This is a genomic window from Apolloniradiicaulis salifontis, from assembly GCF_053756655.1.
Window position 1 is genome coordinate 2333102 of record NZ_CM132387.1, and the last position, 16490, is coordinate 2349591.

A 16490-nucleotide genomic window follows, 5' to 3' on the forward strand; every position below is an offset into this window, starting at 1 on the left:
GCTATCGACGCGCGCGCGCCGGCGCAACGCCGCCGCCGCGAAAGCCGCAGGCGGTTGGACGCGCGGCGCACGCCGATGTAACGTGAAGGTTACTCTTGACGGATCATTTCGGGTCTGCCATTTCAATGTAACTCAAAGGTTACTTAAGGAGTGAGCCATGATCAATCTTTCAACCCTCACCGCCGCAACCCTCGCCCCGCTTCTGGCGCCCCTTCTGGCGGCCGGCGCTTTGCAATCGGCGGGCGGCGATAGGCTGCAGGCGGTGGCCGAAACCCTGGTGGAGGCCTCGGGCGCACCCGGCGGCGCGGTGGCGCTGAGCTGCGACGAAATGCGCAGCGAGGCGGCGGCCGGACTGCGCATCCAGGGCGGCGCGGCGGCGGTTCAGCGCGGCGACCTGTGGCATGTGGGATCAAACACCAAGGCGATGACCGCGACGCTGGCCGCCCGGCTGGTGGAGCAGGGCGTGATCGCATGGGACGCCACGCTGGGAGAGACGCTGGCCGGGCTTGATGTGGAGATCCACCCAGACCTGGCCGAGGTCACCCTGCTGGAGCTGCTCTCCCACCGATCCGGGATCATGGCGAATGCAGGCGTCGTGACCATGCTCCGTCTGGCCGGCGCCGATGACGACCGCGACTATTCTGCGGATCGTCTCACCCTGGCGCGCGCGCTGTTCGGCGAGCCGCCGGCGGGTCCGCGCGGCGCCTTTCTCTATTCCAACGCCGGCTACGCCGCCGCGGGTCTGATGCTGGAGACGGCGGCGGGCCAGTCCTATGAGACGCTGATGGAACGCGAGGTCTTCACCCCGCTGGGGATGGAGGATGTCGGCTGGGGCGCGCCAGGCGAAGCCGGCGCCGAGGATCAGCCGCGCGGCCACACGGCGGGCCTGTTCGGCCTTTCGGCCCGCGAACCGGGCGCGCGCGCCGACAATCCGCCCGCCTATAACTCGGCCGGGCGGGCCCACATGCCGCTGGACGATCTTCTGGACTTTCTGGACGCCCATCTGGACCAGCCGCAAGAGTATCTCTCCGTGCAAAGCTGGACGCGCTTGCATACGGCGCCGGACGGCGGCGATTATGCGCTGGGATGGGGCGTGCAACCGGACGGGACGCTGCTCCACGCCGGTTCGAACACGATGTGGTTCATGCGCATGGTGGTGTCGCCGCAGTCCGGCTGCACGGCCGTCTCAGCGGTTAATTCCGGCGTCGCCGAGGCCGTGGCCGGCCCCACCAACACCGCGCTGCTGGCGATGCTTCACCCGTAGGTCAGGCGCCCAGGTGCTGTTTCAGCCAGAAGCCGGCGACCACCACGAGCACCGCGATGAACTGGAACAGCACCCGCGCGCGCATCAGCTTGTTCGACCAGGTCCGGCCGAACTCACCGCCGCGAAACAGCGCAAAGATGCCAGCAGCGAGGACGGCGAAGACCACGGCTAGCAGTAGGTAAAGAATGATGTCGAGAAACTGGATCATGGCGCCGAGATAAGCGCGCGGCGCGCGTCTGGCAATCGCCCTGCGGCGGCCGGCCGCGCCACGCGCCGATCATGGCGCAGCCGCGACATCCGGACCTGCCGGGAAAAGTAGAGCCCGGTCTGGAAGCTCAAGATTTTTAAAGCCATATTGTCTCCATTCGTCTAGATTGTTAGACAGGGCGCGGGCTCGTTTGGCGAGAACAGGGAAGATGCGTGATTCGGGATATGGACGGGTGACGCGGCGCGACATGCGCCGTGAGGCCACGAAAGCGGCGGTGCTCGACGCCGCGCGCGAGGTTTTCCTCACCCAGGGCTTTGACGGCGCCACCATCAAGGCGATCGCAGACAAGGCGGGCGTCTCGCCCGGCACGGTGCTGAACGCCGAGCCGTCGAAGGCGGCGTTGCTGGTCTCGATCCTGCGCAATGAGTACGAGGCCATGGCCGAGGCCTGCGAGCAGATGGAAGGGGCCCTTTCCGGCCCTGCGCCCGAGCGTCTGAGCACGCTGCTGCACATGCTGCTGGACGCCCATGCGCGCCATGGCGAGCTGTTCGCGGCGGCCATCGGCCATTCCTGGCTGGTGTCCGACCCCACCTATCAGGCCGCGTTCGAAAGCATGGAGTTCGCCTGGGCCTCGGTGCGGCGCACGCTGCGCTCTGGCGTAAAGGCGGGGGAGTTGCGCGCCGATCTCGAAGAAGACGCCGCTCACAGCGTGCTGAGCGATCTTTTGCTCGGCGCCCTTCGCGAAACCCGCAAAGAACCCGGCGCCGATCCGCGCGAGGCGCTCTCGTCGCGGCTCGAAGTCGTTCTTAATGGTTTTCGCGCGCGCTAACGCCTTTTCAGCGAAAGCGGGAGCCGGTTTCACCGGTCGAAAAGGCCGCAAGTCAAAAACCTAGAGCGATATTGGTCGATCAGACTCGACCGAAAATGCTCTAGGTGCGGTAGCGCAGAACCTTCTCGCTCACCGGATTGTCGAAGGCGCGGCCCTCTTCGCGCGATTTCGCCCATTCGCGCTTCAAGCGGCGATACCAGACCATCAGCGTGTCCGCGTCGGGGATCTGCATGAGCGGCGGGTTGTGGGCCAGCCCCTCGCCCTGCAGTCGCATGATCCGGGCGTCCTGCTCCAGAAAGGTCTTGGTGAAGGGCCGCGCGAACGGCTTGATGAGATCCAGCGTCGGCGCGTTCCAGTACATGATCTCGCGAATCTCGCACAGATCGTCGCGGATCGGCGTGATCACGGCGAGTCCCAGAAAGGAATGGCGCCCGGTGGAGATGCTCTCGGCGCGAAGACCCGGCAGCAGGAACTGGATCTCCACCTTCACACCGGGCCCGAGAAGCCAGGTGTAGAGCGGCGAATTGACCGGTTCGTGAGACAGCATGGTGAAGCCCATTTCGCTGGGCGCGTAATGCTTCTCTTTTTCCTTCAGCGTCTTGGAGCTGCGCCAGAGCGGGCTTTTGTGAACAAACGGGGTATGGGCCGGATCGATCAGCCCAATCACCGCGTGGTCCATGTGGCAGGCGAGCTCGGCGGTCTCCACATAGGAGACCCGGCCCTCGCTCGCGCCGCTTTTCAGCACCATGCGATCAAAGCGCGGAGGTGGGCCGGCCGGCGTTCCACCCGGCTGCGACGGCATGTAGATCCAGATCAGACCGTCCTGCTCGGCCAGGGTGTAGGCGCGCGCGGCGATGTTGGAGATGTCAAAGCCCTGCCCTTCCACAAGCGAGGGGATATGCTTGCAAACGCCGTCAGCCGCACCAAAGCGCCAGCCGTGATAGGCGCACTCCACCGTGTCGGTCCCGTCGCTCTCGCGGGTCAGCTGACCGGCTGAAAGCGGCACCGCGCGGTGGGGGCAGATATCGCGCAGGGCGAACGGCGCTCCGTCGCCGCGCCGGCCCATCACCACCGGCTCTCCCAGATACATCTTCTTGTGCAACTTGCCCGGTTTGAGCTCTCGCGCGGTCATGGCGACATACCAGATGTCGCGCAGGAACGGCCCGCCCTCGGCGCGGAACGGATCGTCGCCGGTCTTACTCACCGGCGTTTTGATCAGGGGCGTCTTGCCGGCGGGCGGTGTGGCGCGTTCATCGGTCATGAACCTCGTTTAGCCGCGCCCGGCGCAGGCGTCGAGAGTGCAGGCCGCGCGCGCTGTGCGGCGTAGACGCCCAGAAGCACAAGGGCCGCGCCCGCCCACTGAACCGGAACCAGCGCTTCGGCGAACAGCCACCAGCCCGCCGCCGCCGCGACCACGGGCTGGACCAGGATGATCAGCGAGGCGAGCGCGGCCGGCGTGCGCCCCAGCCCGAACGCCACCCCGCCCTGCCCGGCGCAGTGCACGATCAGTCCCAGCGCGATGAGCGGCGCCCACCCTGAAAGACTTGAAGGCGCCAGCGCCTCGCCGGAGACCAGCGCCACGCCCAGCGTCAGCGGGGTCGCGATGAGGGTGGACCAGAACATCACCTGCACCGTGGCCGCCCCGGCCCGGCGCGCCGCACGCACCGCCAGAAGATAGGCCGCATACCAGCACGAGGTCAGCGCGCTGAGCACGTCGCCGGGAATGCGCTCGGGCGCGAACTGGAAGCTGGCCACCGACAAGAGCCCTGCGCCGCCCAGCGCCAGAGCCCCGGCGATGATGAAGCGCGGCGTGATGCGCTCGCCGAACAGGAACAGCGCCGCGATGGTGACGGGGATCGGCGTGAGATTGGCCAGCAGCGTCGCATTGGCCGCCGTGGTGAGCTTGATCCCGGCGTGCCAGAAAGCGAGATCGCCGGCGAAGAACAGCCCCGCCAGCAGCAGCATCCGGGCCGCGGCCGGCCGGGCCGGCGCCGGAATTTCACTCCCGACCGCCCTCTCGCTCCTGCGGCGCTCGCGGCGGCGCTCCACAAGCAGCCAGACGCCCAGCACAGGCAGGGCGAAGGCCAGGCGCCAGAACGCGATCGCCTGGGGCCCAAGCTCGGACGCCTTCACAAGGATCGGCGCAAATCCCAGCACGCAGGCCGCCGCCAGAAGCACCAGAACGCCGGTCAGGGCGGCGCGTGCGTCGGTTGCGCTGTCGATCGCGGCGGCTGGTGATTGCGCCATGGGGTCTCCGCCAAAGCCCGCTAGAAATACAAGGGCTTTCCCCGCCCCTATCTCAAAGCTGCGGCGGCGGCGCAATGGCCGGCATGCGTGAAGCGGGCGTCAGGCGCGCTTCTGGGCCAGCGTCGCGATGTAGAGCGGGGTAAGAACGTCCACCGCCACATCGGCGCCCGGCCAGCGGTCTTCGTAAAGATCGATCAGATGCAGGCCGGCTTGCAGCTGACCGCCCAGCAAGGTCTCCAGCGAATGGCTGAACTGCATCGGCTCGCCGGCCGCCTCGGCGCGGGCGCGGTGCTCGGGCGCATCGCCGCGATAGGGCAGAGCAAAGCGCGCCAGACGAGCGGCCTCGCCCGGGGCGTCATGGTCGAACAGGAAGAAGGCCGGGTTGATCACGCCGGTCATCAGCCGCCCGCCGGGGCGCAACACCCGCGCCGCCTCGCGCCAGACGGGTTCAAGATCCGGCGCGAAGCCCACCGAGCAGGGATTGACGATCAGATCAAAGCTGGCGTCTTCAAAGCGCGACAGATCAGCCATGTCGCCCTGCTCCAGCACCAGGCGCAGACCGTCTCGCGCCGCGACCTCGCGGTCGCGCGCCAGCTGTTCGGCAGACAGATCAAACACCGTGACCGAGGCGCCGGCGGCCGCCAGCACCGGCGCCTGCTGTCCGCCCGATCCCGCGAGCGCCAGCAGTTTCACGCCGCTCAGATCTTCTGGAAACCAGCTTCGCGGCACGGCCTTTTCAGGGGTGAGGATGATCGACCAGTCGCCGCGCCGCGCGCGCTCGATTCTGGCGGAGTCCACCGCCCGCGACCACGCCCCGCCAGCCGCCGACTCCCGGTCCCAGGCGGCCTGATTGAAGGCGAGAATTTCGTCGGTCATGACCCGTCTCCAGAAACCCGGCCGCCGATCCGCCCGGCTCAGGCCCCGCTTGTCTCAGGCCTTGCCTCTCTCAGGCCCTGCCTGCCGCAAGCCAGACCTATCTCAGGAACGGCAGCAGGCTCACCTGGCTGAGGCTGGCGAAGGTGCGGGCCGAGACCTCCACCGCGGTCTGGGATTGCTGGAAGCGGGTGGCGGCTTCGGCCATGTCGGCGTCTTCAAGACCGGCGATCATCTGGGCGAGATAGTCATTGCGGTCCTTGTGCGACTGGATCGAGGAGTCGATGCGCGACTGCCTTGATCCGTTTTCGCCCATGGCGTCGTTGATCGTCTCGAACGCGGTGATGATGTTGGCCAGCTCGGTACGCAGGAAGGTTTGCTGGTTGGCGGTGATCGGCCCGTCCAGCGGCCCGTCCACGCCGGCGTTGAAATCGGCGATGCGCTCGAACACGCCCATGAGCCCGCCGACCACTTCCTCGGCGGTGCGATTGACGTCGATCGTAGTGTCCTCGTCGATGCGCGCGGTCTGGCGCCGGCTTGGATCGGTGAACACCGCCGAGGTGTCGGGAACCGCCGCCTGCAGATCGGCCAGGCTGTCCGCGGTGATCGGCGCCACGTCGGTACGCGCGCCGGAAAACACGAAGCTGCCGGAGAATTTGGTGTTCAGGGCGCCGGTCACCCGGTCAAAGGACTCGCGCACCTGGGTCATCATGGCGGTGCCGTCGGCGGTGGTCAGCGCGGTGCGCAGCTGATCGACAGCATCGGACATCTCGCGATAGGCGAGATCCTGCACCTCCAGCCGGTTGGCCAGGCGCTCATTGGCCTTCACGAAGCTTTCCCCGCGCACCTGAGCGGCGCGGGCGGTGAGGATGGTCTCCGAGGTGTTGCCATAGCCCTTGAGATCAGGCGCTTTTTTACCGGTGGCGAGCTGCTCGCGGGCGTCAAAGCTGTCGCGCTGGGCCTTCATCAGGTCCATGAGCGCGGACTGGGAGGCGGCCTGTGTGGAGATGCGCATGGGTCGCGGTCCTTAGATGTTGAGCAGCGTATCGGTCATTTCCTTGGCCGCCTGGAGAAGGCGGGCCGAGGCGTTGTAGGCCTGCTGGTAAAGGGTCATACGCGCCAGCTCTTCATCCAGATTGACGCCCTCCACGTCCGCACGTTTCTGATCGGCGGCGGCTCTCACCGAGTTGGCGGCGGTCCCCGCGCGTTCAGCGCGCGCGGCGCGTCCACCGACATCGCCGGCCAGGCGCGCGGCGTACTCGCCCAGCGTCGCCTGCCCCCCCGCCAGCCCGCCGGCGGCGCTGAAGCCACGCTTGGCGCTGAGCGCCGAGAACAGCTCCTGACCGCCGCGATTATCGCCCTGGGCGAGAACGAAATCGCCGGGCGCCGCCCCGTCAAGATCGACCTTGGCGAAGGCCAGGCGCGAAGAATCAGCGCGAAGCGTGGAGTTCACCTCAAAGCTTTCCGCCCGGTTCAGGCGCGCCGCCTCGCCAAAGCCGAACAGCTGGGTGAACGAGAGCCCGGTAGCGCCGCGCGTGGTGGAATCCGAGGTCACCGAGACTTCGTACTCGCCATAGCCGGGCGCCGCAGTGAAGGTGAGCGCGCCTTCAGCGTTCAGTGAGAAGCTGCCGTAGCGCCCGAGGCCGGTGGCGGCGTTGTTCAGGGCGGTGAGCTGGTCGGCCATGCTGGTTCCGGTGACCGGAACCGTCACGTCCATGGCGCGCACACCCTGGGGGGTCTCCACCTTGAAGCCGATGGCGCCGGTCGCGTTCAGCCCGTGGGCGCTGGCGGCGGTGAGCCCGGTCTCGAAAAAGCCGGGCCGGGCGCTGTCGATGACGTCGTTCAGCCCGAAGAAGTGCGCAAAGCCGCGCCCGCCAATGGACGACGGGCTGGCGGGATCCTGCGCCGTGGCGATCCCCTGAGAGGGGTCGGTCGCCGAGATGGAGAGCTGGCCGTTGGTGAAGCTCGCCGTCGCGGCGCCGCCGAACGCGGCGTTCAGCTGGGTCACCAGATCGCCGATCGTGTTGGCCGCCCCGCCGTTCACGGTGAAGCCGGCGGCGGTGACGCCCACGTCCACGCTTTGCACCAGTGCGCCGTCGGCGCCCGTGATCGCCACGCGCGCCAAACCCGATCCGGACAGCGTGTCGCCGGCCAGAAGCCCGGTATTGCGCCCCTCCAGCGCATTGGGCGCGGGATAGGCCGAAGCGTCGTTGTGGGCGGCGTTCAGGGCGTCGGCGGCGCCGGCGGCGAACTCAGCCAGCCCGCCGGCGAGGGCCGGCAGCTCGGTGTCGCGCAGATTCATGAAGCCGCGGATCTCGCCCGACCGAATGGACGGGGTGACGTCCACCAGGGCGCCGGAGGAGGAGACGGTGGCGGTGATCTGGCCGTAATCGACGCCATAGGCGCCGGTGCCCGCCGGCGTGTAGCTCAGCTTGAGGCGGGCGTTGTCCAGAAGCCCCACACCGTTTTCAGTGCGGATGAACAGGCGGCCGTCGCCCTGGATCTCGGTCTTCACATCCATGAGCGAGGACAATTCATCCAGCAATTCGGCCTGGCGGTTCTGGGCGCCGGTGGTGTCGGAGGCGTTGGCGTTCAGCGACTGCACTTCGGAGTTGAGGCTTTGCAGCTCCACCAGGATTTCATTGGCGCGCCCGACCCCGGCGCCGATCCGCTTGTCGGCCTCGTCGCGCAGGGCGCGCACTTCCACCGACAGCCGCTGGGCTTCATCGAAAAAGCTCTGAAGATCACTGGCGGCGGACAGGCGCGAGACGCGCTCGGCGCTGTCGGCGGCGGCTGCGCCGATGGAGGCGAAGGCCTGGTTCAGACGGCCGAAGAGCGAGCCTTCATCATCAGTGGAGCCAAACTGGGCCTGCAGCCGGTCCAGCGCCTCGGCCATGACGGTGGCCGCAGCCGAATCAGAGCTTGCGCGCATGGAGGCGGCCTGGAGATAGCGGTCGGAGACGCGCTGGATCCCGGTGATCTCCACGCCCATACCCTGACCGCCGGCGTTGCGCGCGGTCTGCTTGACCTCGGTGCGGGCATAGCCCTCGGTATTGACGTTGGCGACATTGTTGGAGGCGGTGCGCATGCCCAGCTGGGCGGCCTGCAGCCCCGACAGGGCGTTGCCGATGACTCCGTTGAGCGACATTACACCCTCCCGCGCGCAGCCGGAGCGGCAGTTATCGCCGCAGTCCGGGCAAGACTTGCCGGGCGGGGCGGCGCCGAATGCGCTGCGCCTGAACCGGCTAAATTCATACAAGCTTTTATTTTATATTCGCTTTTTGCCACATCAGATCCTCGGCGGCGTGTCGCCGGCTGGTTGATTGTGACTCCTCATGCGCAAGGGCCGGGCCAAAGCTTGGCGCGCCCGCTTGCGGCCTGAAACCCGGGCTCCCAAGGCGTGGGCCAGGGCGCGGGCGAGCACACGTGAGGTGTTTGAACGCCCCGGCGGCAGACTCTGCCGCGCCCAGCCCGGCAGAGTCTGCCGCACGGCGCTGAATTACTTCGTTAAATGCTTATTAATCACTGATTTATATATCTTTTTCGAGATCGAGACTGTGGCGCGTCCCTTGCAGACCGCTCTCTCGCACCGGCGTCCAAAATGGGCGGCGCTTCTCGAAGACGCAGCAAAATGCGCGCACCCAACCTCACAAGGACAAGCCCGCGCGCATGCTCTCGTTTCCGCCCTCCATGGCCGGCGTTCCCGCCGAGGCCCAGCCGAGCGCGCCGCGCATGGGCGGCGCGGCGGGTGCGGCGACGCCAGCGGAAGGCGCTGCACCCAGCGCGTTTGACGCCGAGCTCAGGGCCGCCGGCCAGCCCGCCCAGGTCCGCGAGGCGCTGTCGCGGCGCAGCGATAACGCCAAGCCCACGACCCAATCCGCATTCCAGCCGGAAGACACGGGCCAGCTGACGAACGCGCCGTCTGCGCCGCCGCCCACATCCAAGGCAGCCGATCGCGAGTTGGGCCCGGACGCGCTCGCCGCAGGCGCCGGCGGCGCTCAGGCGGACCCGCAGACCCCCGAACGTCAGGGCGGCGGGCCGATCGCTTCCGCGCCTGCAGAAGCGGACGCAGCCGGGTCTTCTGCGCCTGGGGCGGCCGCTGCTGCGCGCTCTTCCGATGATGGCGCCGCGCCGCGCGCAGCGACACAGACAAAGCCGGAAGCAAGGTCAGGCGCCCCGGCGAAACCGGCGGGCCAGGACACGCCGCTGACCGCCGGACTGCAGAGCGCGCAGTCAAGGCCGGATGACACGCTGATCCAGGCGGCGTGGGCGGATACGGGACCGAACACCGGCGCCGGCGCCAAGCCGGGCGCCGAAGCAAAATCCGATGACGTGACGCCCGCGATCGCAGCGCAGGCGCAGGCCGGCGCGGCGTCCGCCAGACCGTCAGCCGACCTGATGGATCCAAGCCGGTCCGCATCCAAGCCCGCGAGCCAGGCAGGACCTCAGGCTGCAGCACAGCCCGCAGGTCAGGCCGAAGATCAGCCGTCGGCGCAGGCCGCAAGTCAGCCTGACGCCAAGGCGGCTACGGAAACTGCGGCCGGCAAGACAGCTCAGCCGTCCGGCGAGGCCGACACCGCCGCGACGCCCACCCCGGACATGCGCAAGCAGAACGCCAGGACGCTCGCCGAACCATCTTCTCAGGGGCTGTCAGGTCTGAAATCCGACGCGAAGGCCGGCGCTGGCGAGGCCCGCCTGGATGTGCGCCCCGATGCGCCGACGGCCCAGCGCGCGGCCTTGGGTCAATCGCGCGGTGACGGCGCGCGCCGAGAAGGCGGCCAGCCGTCGAGCGGCTCTGCGGCCGAAGTCCGGCCCGGCGCGTCGGCCTCGGCTCCGGCGTCCGCTCCGGCGTCAGCGGGACCGGTCCCGGCGGCCAGCCGTCCGCTGGCCGAGCTGATCGCCATGCAGCTTCAACCCCTGGCCCAGGGCGCGCCACTTGCGTCCGACAGTCAGACAGCGAGCCTTGATCCGCTTTTGTCCGGCGAGGCCGACGCCGTGATGGACCCCGGCCAGATGCGCGCGGAAAGTCGCGCCGACGCCCTGCGCACGCCCGGCCAGGCTGGTCAGGCGGCGCGTTTCACCCCGCACACCATCCAGCATCTGGCGGCGCGCGTCGCCCACACGGCGGCTGATGGCGGGCGCAGGTTTGATATTCGCCTTGATCCGGCCGAACTGGGCCGCGTGCGCGTGCGCCTTGAGATGGGCGCGGACAATTCGGTGCGTGCGGTGCTCAGCGCCGAACGCGCCGACACGCTGGCCGAGCTGCAGCGCACCTCCCGCGATCTGGTCCGGGCGCTGGAGGACGCCGGCCTGGACCTGGCCGAGAACGGACTTGAATTCTCTCTCTCCCAGGGCGGCGAGGATCAGGAGCGCGGCTCCAGCCCCTTCACGCCCGTATTCGTCGACACTGAAACCCTAACCGGCGAGGCCGCCGCGAGCAGCACCTCGCCGGGCCCGGCAACCCTTTACGGCTTCGCGCTGCACGCGCGCGCGCGCCTGGATGTGAGGATCTGAAATGAGTGAACTGAACCCGATCGGCCTGGCGCTGCCCAGCACCGCAAGCCTGGCCCGGCAGTCTGGCCAGACGACCGACGCCGCAGCGGCGCTGACGGAGAATTTCGACACCTTCCTGACGCTCCTGACCGAGCAGCTGCAGAACCAGGATCCGCTCGATCCCATGGACTCCCAGCAATTCGTTCAGCAGCTGACCCAGTTCTCCAGCGTCGAGCAGCTGATCAACTCCAATCAGAGCCTGGAGACGCTGCTGGCGTTGCAAACCGCCGACGCGCGCATGAGCGCCACCGATTATATCGGGCGCGACGTGACGGTCTCGTCCAGCGAAGCCCCGCTGCAGGACGGCGCGGCGGAATGGACCTATGCGCTGCCCCGTCAGGCCGCCACCAACGAACTCATGATCAGCGATTCAGCCGGGCGGGTGGTCGCCACCTTCCAGAACCAGGAGACCGGCCAGGGCGCCCACACCTTCACCTGGAACGGCAAGGACCCGGCGGGCAATCAGCTTCCGGCCGGAATCTACACGATGGAGGTCGTGGCCAAGGACAGTGACGGCCGGCGCCTGGATGCGCCGGTGCGCGTCACCGGCCGGGCCACCGGCGTGGACATGAGCGGCGAAGACGTCGTGGTGGAGATCGGCGCGCTGCGCGTGCCGGCGGGCCGCGTCATCGGCGTGAGAGACGCGGGCGTCTAGGCGCCCGGCCAGACAAGGACCGCACAAGACGGTCCGGCGGCGCGCGCATAAAGCCGCGTCGCGACACAACAAAACAGCTCCTTCGCCAAAACGGCGGTGCGGGCTCACCTTTTGGACACTGGGAGCAGACCCATGAGCATCAATTCGGCCCTGGCCGCCGGCGCGTCCGGACTTCTGGCCAACTCGTCCGCTCTGGCGGCGATTTCGGACAATATCGCGAACGTGAACACGGTGGGCTACAAGCGCGTCGAGACCCTGTTCACCCCCAACTACAAGGTCAGCGGCGGCGGCGAGGCGCGCTACGCCTCCTCCGGCGTGACGTCCAATTCGCGCCTGGACGTCTCTTCGCCCGGACTTCTGAACCCCGGCTCCTCGCCCACCGATCTTGCGGTCGATGGTCAGGGCTTCTTCGTGGTCCGGCCGAGCCCGGCCAACGCCACCGGATCGGACCCGGTCCTGTTCACTCGCTCGGGCGGTTTCCAGACCGACGATGCGGGCTTCCTGCGCAATGACGCCGACCAGTATCTGTTCGCCTGGCCCGTGCGGGCCGACGGGACGGTGGCCCAGAACCCCTCCAATCTGAATGAGCTTGAGGCCATCAACCTGTCCAATATCGGCGGCACCGCCAGCGCCACGGGCTCGGTGCGCGTCAACGCCAATCTGCGCGCCAGCCAGGCCGTCTCCCCGGACGCGGCGACCTATGACGCCGCGGTTCCGGCGAACAACATGGCTTCGGGCACGGTCACTCCGGACTTCCAGCGCACCATCCAGATCTACGACACCCAGGGCGGCGTGCGCTCAGTGACCCTGTCGGTGCTCAAATCGGCCACCGCAGCCAATCAGTGGCACGCCGAACTGCATGTGGAGCCGGCCTCCGACGTGACGACGGGCGCGGGCCTCAATAACGGCCAGATCGCCACCGGGATCATCGCCTTCGACACCAATGGCGAGATCGACGGCGCCAACACCACGCTGGACACCAATCTCAGCTTCCTGGGATCGGATAACGCCGCGGCTCTGGGCGCCACCGACGTTCAATGGTCCGCCGCCACGGGGATCGGCGCCCAGGAGATCGACCTTGATCTGGGCAATGCCGGCAGCCCTGGCGGCATCACCCAGTTCGACAGCCCCTCGACGCTGGACTCCACCGTGGTGGACGGCGCGATCTTCGGTGATTTCGCCGGCGTGGAAGTGAGCGCCTCCGGCTTCGTCTCGGCCCGGTTCACCAACGGCGTGGTCCGTCAGATCTATCAGATTCCGGTAGCCACGGTGTTCAACCCGAACGGCCTGGCCTCGGTGGGCGGCGCGAGCTTCCAGATCACCAAAGATTCCGGCGCCTTCACCCTGAACGCGCCGGGCGTTGGCTCGTCGGGCACGATCTCGTCCTCGACGCTGGAGAACTCCAATGTCGATATCGCCACCGAATTCTCCAACCTGATCATCACCCAGCGCGCCTATTCAGCCAGCTCGCGGATCATCACCACGGCGGACGAGATGCTCGCCGAGGCGATCCAGATGAAGCGGTAAACGCTGACCCCTTGCCACCGTCCCACCGGTGATCCTGAAGGCCCCGGCGCAACGCGCGCCGGGGCTCTTTTTTCTTAAGGCGCGGTAAACTCCTGATTCAGGAGGGATTCACCGTGCGCCTTAGAGGTTCTGAAAGGCCCGTCAGATATAAAAGCCCCCATCAAGGGCTTGCGTCAGACAGGCTCGTTACTACGGATGGGTCGGATGGAACGTCGAGCGAAGAAGGAAAACTATGTGATCGGACCGGACGGCAGCCCGCTGACCGTCGCCGATCTTCCCAGCCCCGGCACCCAGCGATGGGTGATCCGGCGCAAGGCCGAAGTGGTCGCCGCCGTGCGCGGCGGGCTGCTCAGCCTTGACGAGGCGTGCGACCGATATCGGTTGACGGTGGAGGAGTTCCTCTCCTGGCAGCGCGCGATCGAGCGCCACGGCCTGGCCGGACTGCGCACCACGCGGATCCAGCACTACCGGCAATAAGCGCCGCACAAGAGCTGTAAATCGTGAGTTTTCGACAGGCGCGCGCCGCTCGGCGTGCGCCTTTCGTGCATTCTGAATCAATCTGTTAAGGCCTCGTTTACGCGGACGGTGGGAAAAACTTGCCTAGCCGCCGCGCAAAACACGCTCCGTGCGGCGAATCACGAGGGGCCGTTTCGCCGTGGAAGCCTTGCAGCAACAGCTCGCCCGATTCGGAATCGGCCGCCTCACGGCGATTCTCGGTCTCACCGCCGGGGCGGCCGCCGCGCTTGTGATCTTCACCATGAGCATGAATTCCAACGGCGAGGCCCTGCTCTATTCGGGCCTGCAGCCCAATGACGCCGCGGCGGTGACCGAGCGCCTGGATGCGGCGGGCCTGAACTATGAGCTGCGCGAGGGCGGCACCGCCGTCTATGTGGATTCAAGCGCGGTGGACGAGGCGCGCATGCGCGTTGCGTCCGGCGGCGCGCTGGGCTTCGGCTCGGTGGGCTATGAGATCTTCGACGAGACCGACGCGCTGGGCACCACGAGCTTTGTTCAGAACGTCAATGCACGGCGCGCCCTGGAAGGCGAGCTGGCGCGCTCCATCAACACGCTGGCCGGCGTCTCCGGCACCCGCGTGCATCTGGTTCTGCCCGAGCGCCGCCTGTTCTCGCGCGATCAGCAGGAGCCGTCCGCCTCGGTGGTGATCAACGTCACCGGCGAGCTGCGCAACGGCCAGGTGGAGACGATCCGCAATCTGGTGGCGACGGCCGTTGCAGGCCTCGCGCCCACGCGCATCACCATCGCCGACGATTCAGGCCGGCTTCTGGCCAGCCCCAATGACGCCGACTCCCTGGGCGGCGCGGCGCTGGAGGACCGGCGCGCGGGCGTCGAAGAGAGCCTGCGCCGCAAGATCCTGGACGTGGTGGAAGGCGTGGTGGGCTCCGGCGCGGCGCGCGTGGTGGTCACCGCCGAGCTTGACCGGGAAAGCGTCACCGAGACCGAGCTGCTGTACAATCCCGAACGCCAGGTTGAGGTGAGCCGGCGGTCCGAGGAGGAATCCAGCGAAGAGCCGCTTAATGACGGCGCGGTGTCGGTGTCGGAAAACCAGCCCGACGCCGAGGCGGGGCCGGCGGAAGCCCGCCTGGCGCGCACCCAGCGCGAGGTCACCGAGCGCAATTTTGAAAACTCCTCCACCCAGACCACCCGTGTGCGCGAAGCGGGCGGCGTTGAGCGCCTGGCCGTCTCGGTGGTGGTCGACGAACTCACCAGCCGGGCCGAAGACGGCACGCTGGTGTTCGAGCCGCGCAGCCAGGCGGAGATGGACCAGATCCGCGCCCTGGTGGCCGCAGCGGCCGGAATCTCTGCGAGCGCCGAGAACATGGACGGCACGCGTATCCTGGAAGTTCAACAGATGCGCTTCTCGCGCCCTGACCTGAACGCAGGAACGCCGGCGCCCGCCGGATTTTCGATCGCCGATCTGGATATCATGCGGATCGCCGAGATCGCCGTGCTGTTCATCACCGCCCTGCTGATCATCATCCTTGTGGCCCGCCCGCTGGTGAAGGGCGCGATCTCCGGTCCGGCCGCGCTTGAAGATCAGCGCAGCGGCGCCGCCCTGCCGGGCAATTCCGGCCAGGCGCGTCTGACCGGCGCGAGCGCGGGCGGCGACGAGGGACAGATGCTGTTGCCGGAGGATGCAACAGACGAGGAGCGCATCAATGTCGCCCAGATCGACGGCCAGGTGAAAAAGTCGTCGGTGCGCAAGGTGGCTGCACTGGTGGAGCAGCACCCCGACGAGACCATGGCGATCCTGCGCAGCTGGATGCATGAGAACGCTTGATGGTTGCGAGCAAAACCCGCCGCATCGAAGACCCCAGCGATCTGGGAGGCCCTGAAAAGGCCGCCGTGATCCTGCTGGCGCTTGGCGACGAGCAGCGCAAGCTGTGGGAGCAGATGGACGACGAGGAGATCCGCGTCGTCTCCCAGGCCATGGTCCGCCTTGGCAATGTCACCGCCGCCGCGGTGGAGAAGCTGATCCTGGAATTCGTCGGCTCCATGAGCTCCACCGGCTCCATCGTCGGCTCGGTGGAGCAGACCCATCGCCTGCTCGCCTCGTTTCTGCCAAGCGACAAGGTCGAGCAGATCATGGAGGAGCTGCGCGGACCGGCCGGGCGGACCATGTGGGACAAGCTGGCCAATGTGAACGAAGCCGTCCTCGCCAACTATCTCAAGAACGAATACCCCCAGACCGTCGCCGTGGTGCTGTCGAAGGTGAAGCCTGACCACGCCGCCCGTGTGCTCGCCTCGCTGCCGGAGGATTTCGCGCTGGAAGTGGTGATGCGCATGCTGCGCATGGAGCCGGTGCAGCGTGAGATCATCGAGAAGATCGAGGAGACGCTGCGCATCGAGTTCATGAGCAATCTGGCGCGCACCTCCAAGCAGGACAGCCATGAGCTCATGGCCGACATCTTCAACAATTTCGACCGCCAGACGGAGAATCGTTTCCTGGCCACCCTGGAAGAGCGCAATCGCGACAGCGCCGAGAAGATCCGCTCGCTGATGTTCGTCTTCGAAGATCTCGGCAAGCTGGATCCGCAAGGGGTTCAGACGCTGCTGCGGCAGGTGGCCAAGGATCAGCTGGGTCTGGCGCTGAAAGGCGCCTCGGACACGCTGCGCGATCTGTTCTTCTCCAACATGTCCGAACGCGCCGCCAAGATCATGCGCGAAGACATGGCCGCCCTGGGTCCGGTGCGCCTGAAAGACGTCGATCAGGCCCAGCAGGCCATGGTCAACCTGGCCAAAGATCTCGCCGCCAAGGGCGAAATCCTCATCGCCGACGGCGGCGGCGAAGACGAGCTGATTTACTAGGGAGGAT

The 16490-nt window shown here is 67.4% G+C and carries 14 protein-coding genes; 8 read left to right on the forward strand and 6 right to left on the reverse strand.

Going from position 1 to position 16490, the window contains the following annotated elements:
- Nucleotides 1–157: 157 nt before the first annotated feature.
- Complete coding sequence (locus ACWCOP_RS11210) at nt 158–1264, forward strand: serine hydrolase domain-containing protein (protein ID WP_478248370.1); 1107 nt, start codon at nt 158–160, stop codon at nt 1262–1264.
- 1 nt (nt 1265) lies between these two features.
- Here ACWCOP_RS11210 and ACWCOP_RS11215 read toward each other — a convergent pair whose 3' ends face one another.
- Nucleotides 1266–1472, reverse strand: coding sequence for a twin transmembrane helix small protein (locus ACWCOP_RS11215; protein WP_478248371.1), 207 nt, complete (start codon nt 1470–1472; stop codon nt 1266–1268).
- A gap of 208 nt (nt 1473–1680) precedes the next feature.
- Between ACWCOP_RS11215 and ACWCOP_RS11220 the strand changes: the two genes are divergently transcribed.
- On the forward strand, nt 1681–2301 hold the full coding sequence (locus tag ACWCOP_RS11220) for a TetR/AcrR family transcriptional regulator (RefSeq protein WP_478248372.1): 621 nt from the start codon (nt 1681–1683) through the stop codon (nt 2299–2301).
- A gap of 100 nt (nt 2302–2401) precedes the next feature.
- Here the strand turns inward: ACWCOP_RS11220 and ACWCOP_RS11225 are convergent, their stop codons facing one another.
- The 5 genes from ACWCOP_RS11225 to flgK form a co-directional block, all read right to left on the reverse strand.
- On the reverse strand, nt 2402–3562 hold the full coding sequence (locus tag ACWCOP_RS11225; RefSeq protein ID WP_478248373.1) for a Rieske 2Fe-2S domain-containing protein: 1161 nt from the start codon (nt 3560–3562) through the stop codon (nt 2402–2404).
- A complete protein-coding gene (locus ACWCOP_RS11230; RefSeq protein WP_478248374.1) occupies nt 3559–4548 on the reverse strand; it encodes a DMT family transporter in 990 nt (329 codons plus the stop codon). Before ACWCOP_RS11230 ends, ACWCOP_RS11225 begins: the two co-directional genes overlap by 4 nt.
- Before the next feature lie 99 nt (nt 4549–4647).
- Nucleotides 4648–5424: a class I SAM-dependent methyltransferase gene (locus ACWCOP_RS11235; RefSeq protein WP_478248375.1), complete on the reverse strand. Its 777-nt coding sequence runs from the start codon at nt 5422–5424 to the stop codon at nt 4648–4650.
- 97 nt (nt 5425–5521) lie between these two features.
- The gene (locus ACWCOP_RS11240; protein WP_478248376.1) at nt 5522–6436 is read right to left on the reverse strand and encodes a flagellin; all 915 of its coding nucleotides are present in this window, start codon (nt 6434–6436) and stop codon (nt 5522–5524) included.
- Nucleotides 6437–6448: 12 nt separating this feature from the next.
- Complete coding sequence (flgK, locus tag ACWCOP_RS11245; protein ID WP_478248377.1) at nt 6449–8569, reverse strand: flagellar hook-associated protein FlgK; 2121 nt, start codon at nt 8567–8569, stop codon at nt 6449–6451.
- Between the two features lie 521 nt (nt 8570–9090).
- Between flgK and ACWCOP_RS11250 the strand changes: the two genes are divergently transcribed.
- The 6 genes from ACWCOP_RS11250 (at nt 9091) to fliG (ending at nt 16483) form a co-directional block, all read left to right on the forward strand.
- Nucleotides 9091–10935: a flagellar hook-length control protein FliK gene (locus ACWCOP_RS11250; protein ID WP_478248378.1), complete on the forward strand. Its 1845-nt coding sequence runs from the start codon at nt 9091–9093 to the stop codon at nt 10933–10935.
- Nucleotide 10936: 1 nt separating this feature from the next.
- Nucleotides 10937–11629 (forward strand): flagellar hook assembly protein FlgD, encoded by a 693-nt coding sequence (locus ACWCOP_RS11255; RefSeq protein WP_478248379.1) that lies wholly within the window; start codon nt 10937–10939, stop codon nt 11627–11629.
- A 132-nt stretch (nt 11630–11761) separates the two neighbouring features.
- Nucleotides 11762–13156, forward strand: a complete 1395-nt coding sequence (locus tag ACWCOP_RS11260) for a flagellar hook protein FlgE (RefSeq protein WP_478248380.1) — start codon at nt 11762–11764, stop codon at nt 13154–13156.
- 204 nt (nt 13157–13360) lie between these two features.
- On the forward strand, nt 13361–13633 hold the full coding sequence (gene sciP, locus ACWCOP_RS11265) for a CtrA inhibitor SciP (protein WP_478248381.1): 273 nt from the start codon (nt 13361–13363) through the stop codon (nt 13631–13633).
- 148 nt (nt 13634–13781) lie between these two features.
- Nucleotides 13782–15455: a flagellar basal-body MS-ring/collar protein FliF gene (fliF, locus tag ACWCOP_RS11270; RefSeq protein ID WP_478248382.1), complete on the forward strand. Its 1674-nt coding sequence runs from the start codon at nt 13782–13784 to the stop codon at nt 15453–15455.
- Entirely contained in the window at nt 15455–16483 is a 1029-nt protein-coding gene (fliG, locus tag ACWCOP_RS11275; RefSeq protein WP_478248383.1) for a flagellar motor switch protein FliG, read from the forward strand. Before fliF ends, fliG begins: the two co-directional genes overlap by 1 nt.
- Nucleotides 16484–16490 lie beyond the last annotated feature (7 nt).

What these genes read in the sequence shown, in the direction of transcription:
- ACWCOP_RS11250 (WP_478248378.1), top strand. Translation starts at nt 9,091, where the DNA reads ATGCTCTCGTTTCCGCCCTCCATGGCCGGCGTTCCCGCCGAGGCCCAG.
- ACWCOP_RS11235 (WP_478248375.1), bottom strand. Translation starts at nt 5,424, where the DNA reads ATGACCGACGAAATTCTCGCCTTCAATCAGGCCGCCTGGGACCGGGAG.
- flgK (WP_478248377.1), bottom strand. Translation starts at nt 8,569, where the DNA reads ATGTCGCTCAACGGAGTCATCGGCAACGCCCTGTCGGGGCTGCAGGCC.
- ACWCOP_RS11230 (WP_478248374.1), bottom strand. Translation starts at nt 4,548, where the DNA reads ATGGCGCAATCACCAGCCGCCGCGATCGACAGCGCAACCGACGCACGC.
- ACWCOP_RS11260 (WP_478248380.1), top strand. Translation starts at nt 11,762, where the DNA reads ATGAGCATCAATTCGGCCCTGGCCGCCGGCGCGTCCGGACTTCTGGCC.
- ACWCOP_RS11225 (WP_478248373.1), bottom strand. Translation starts at nt 3,562, where the DNA reads ATGACCGATGAACGCGCCACACCGCCCGCCGGCAAGACGCCCCTGATC.
- ACWCOP_RS11255 (WP_478248379.1), top strand. Translation starts at nt 10,937, where the DNA reads ATGAGTGAACTGAACCCGATCGGCCTGGCGCTGCCCAGCACCGCAAGC.
- ACWCOP_RS11240 (WP_478248376.1), bottom strand. Translation starts at nt 6,436, where the DNA reads ATGCGCATCTCCACACAGGCCGCCTCCCAGTCCGCGCTCATGGACCTG.
- ACWCOP_RS11210 (WP_478248370.1), top strand. Translation starts at nt 158, where the DNA reads ATGATCAATCTTTCAACCCTCACCGCCGCAACCCTCGCCCCGCTTCTG.
- sciP (WP_478248381.1), top strand. Translation starts at nt 13,361, where the DNA reads ATGGAACGTCGAGCGAAGAAGGAAAACTATGTGATCGGACCGGACGGC.
- fliG (WP_478248383.1), top strand. Translation starts at nt 15,455, where the DNA reads ATGGTTGCGAGCAAAACCCGCCGCATCGAAGACCCCAGCGATCTGGGA.
- ACWCOP_RS11215 (WP_478248371.1), bottom strand. Translation starts at nt 1,472, where the DNA reads ATGATCCAGTTTCTCGACATCATTCTTTACCTACTGCTAGCCGTGGTC.
- ACWCOP_RS11220 (WP_478248372.1), top strand. Translation starts at nt 1,681, where the DNA reads ATGCGTGATTCGGGATATGGACGGGTGACGCGGCGCGACATGCGCCGT.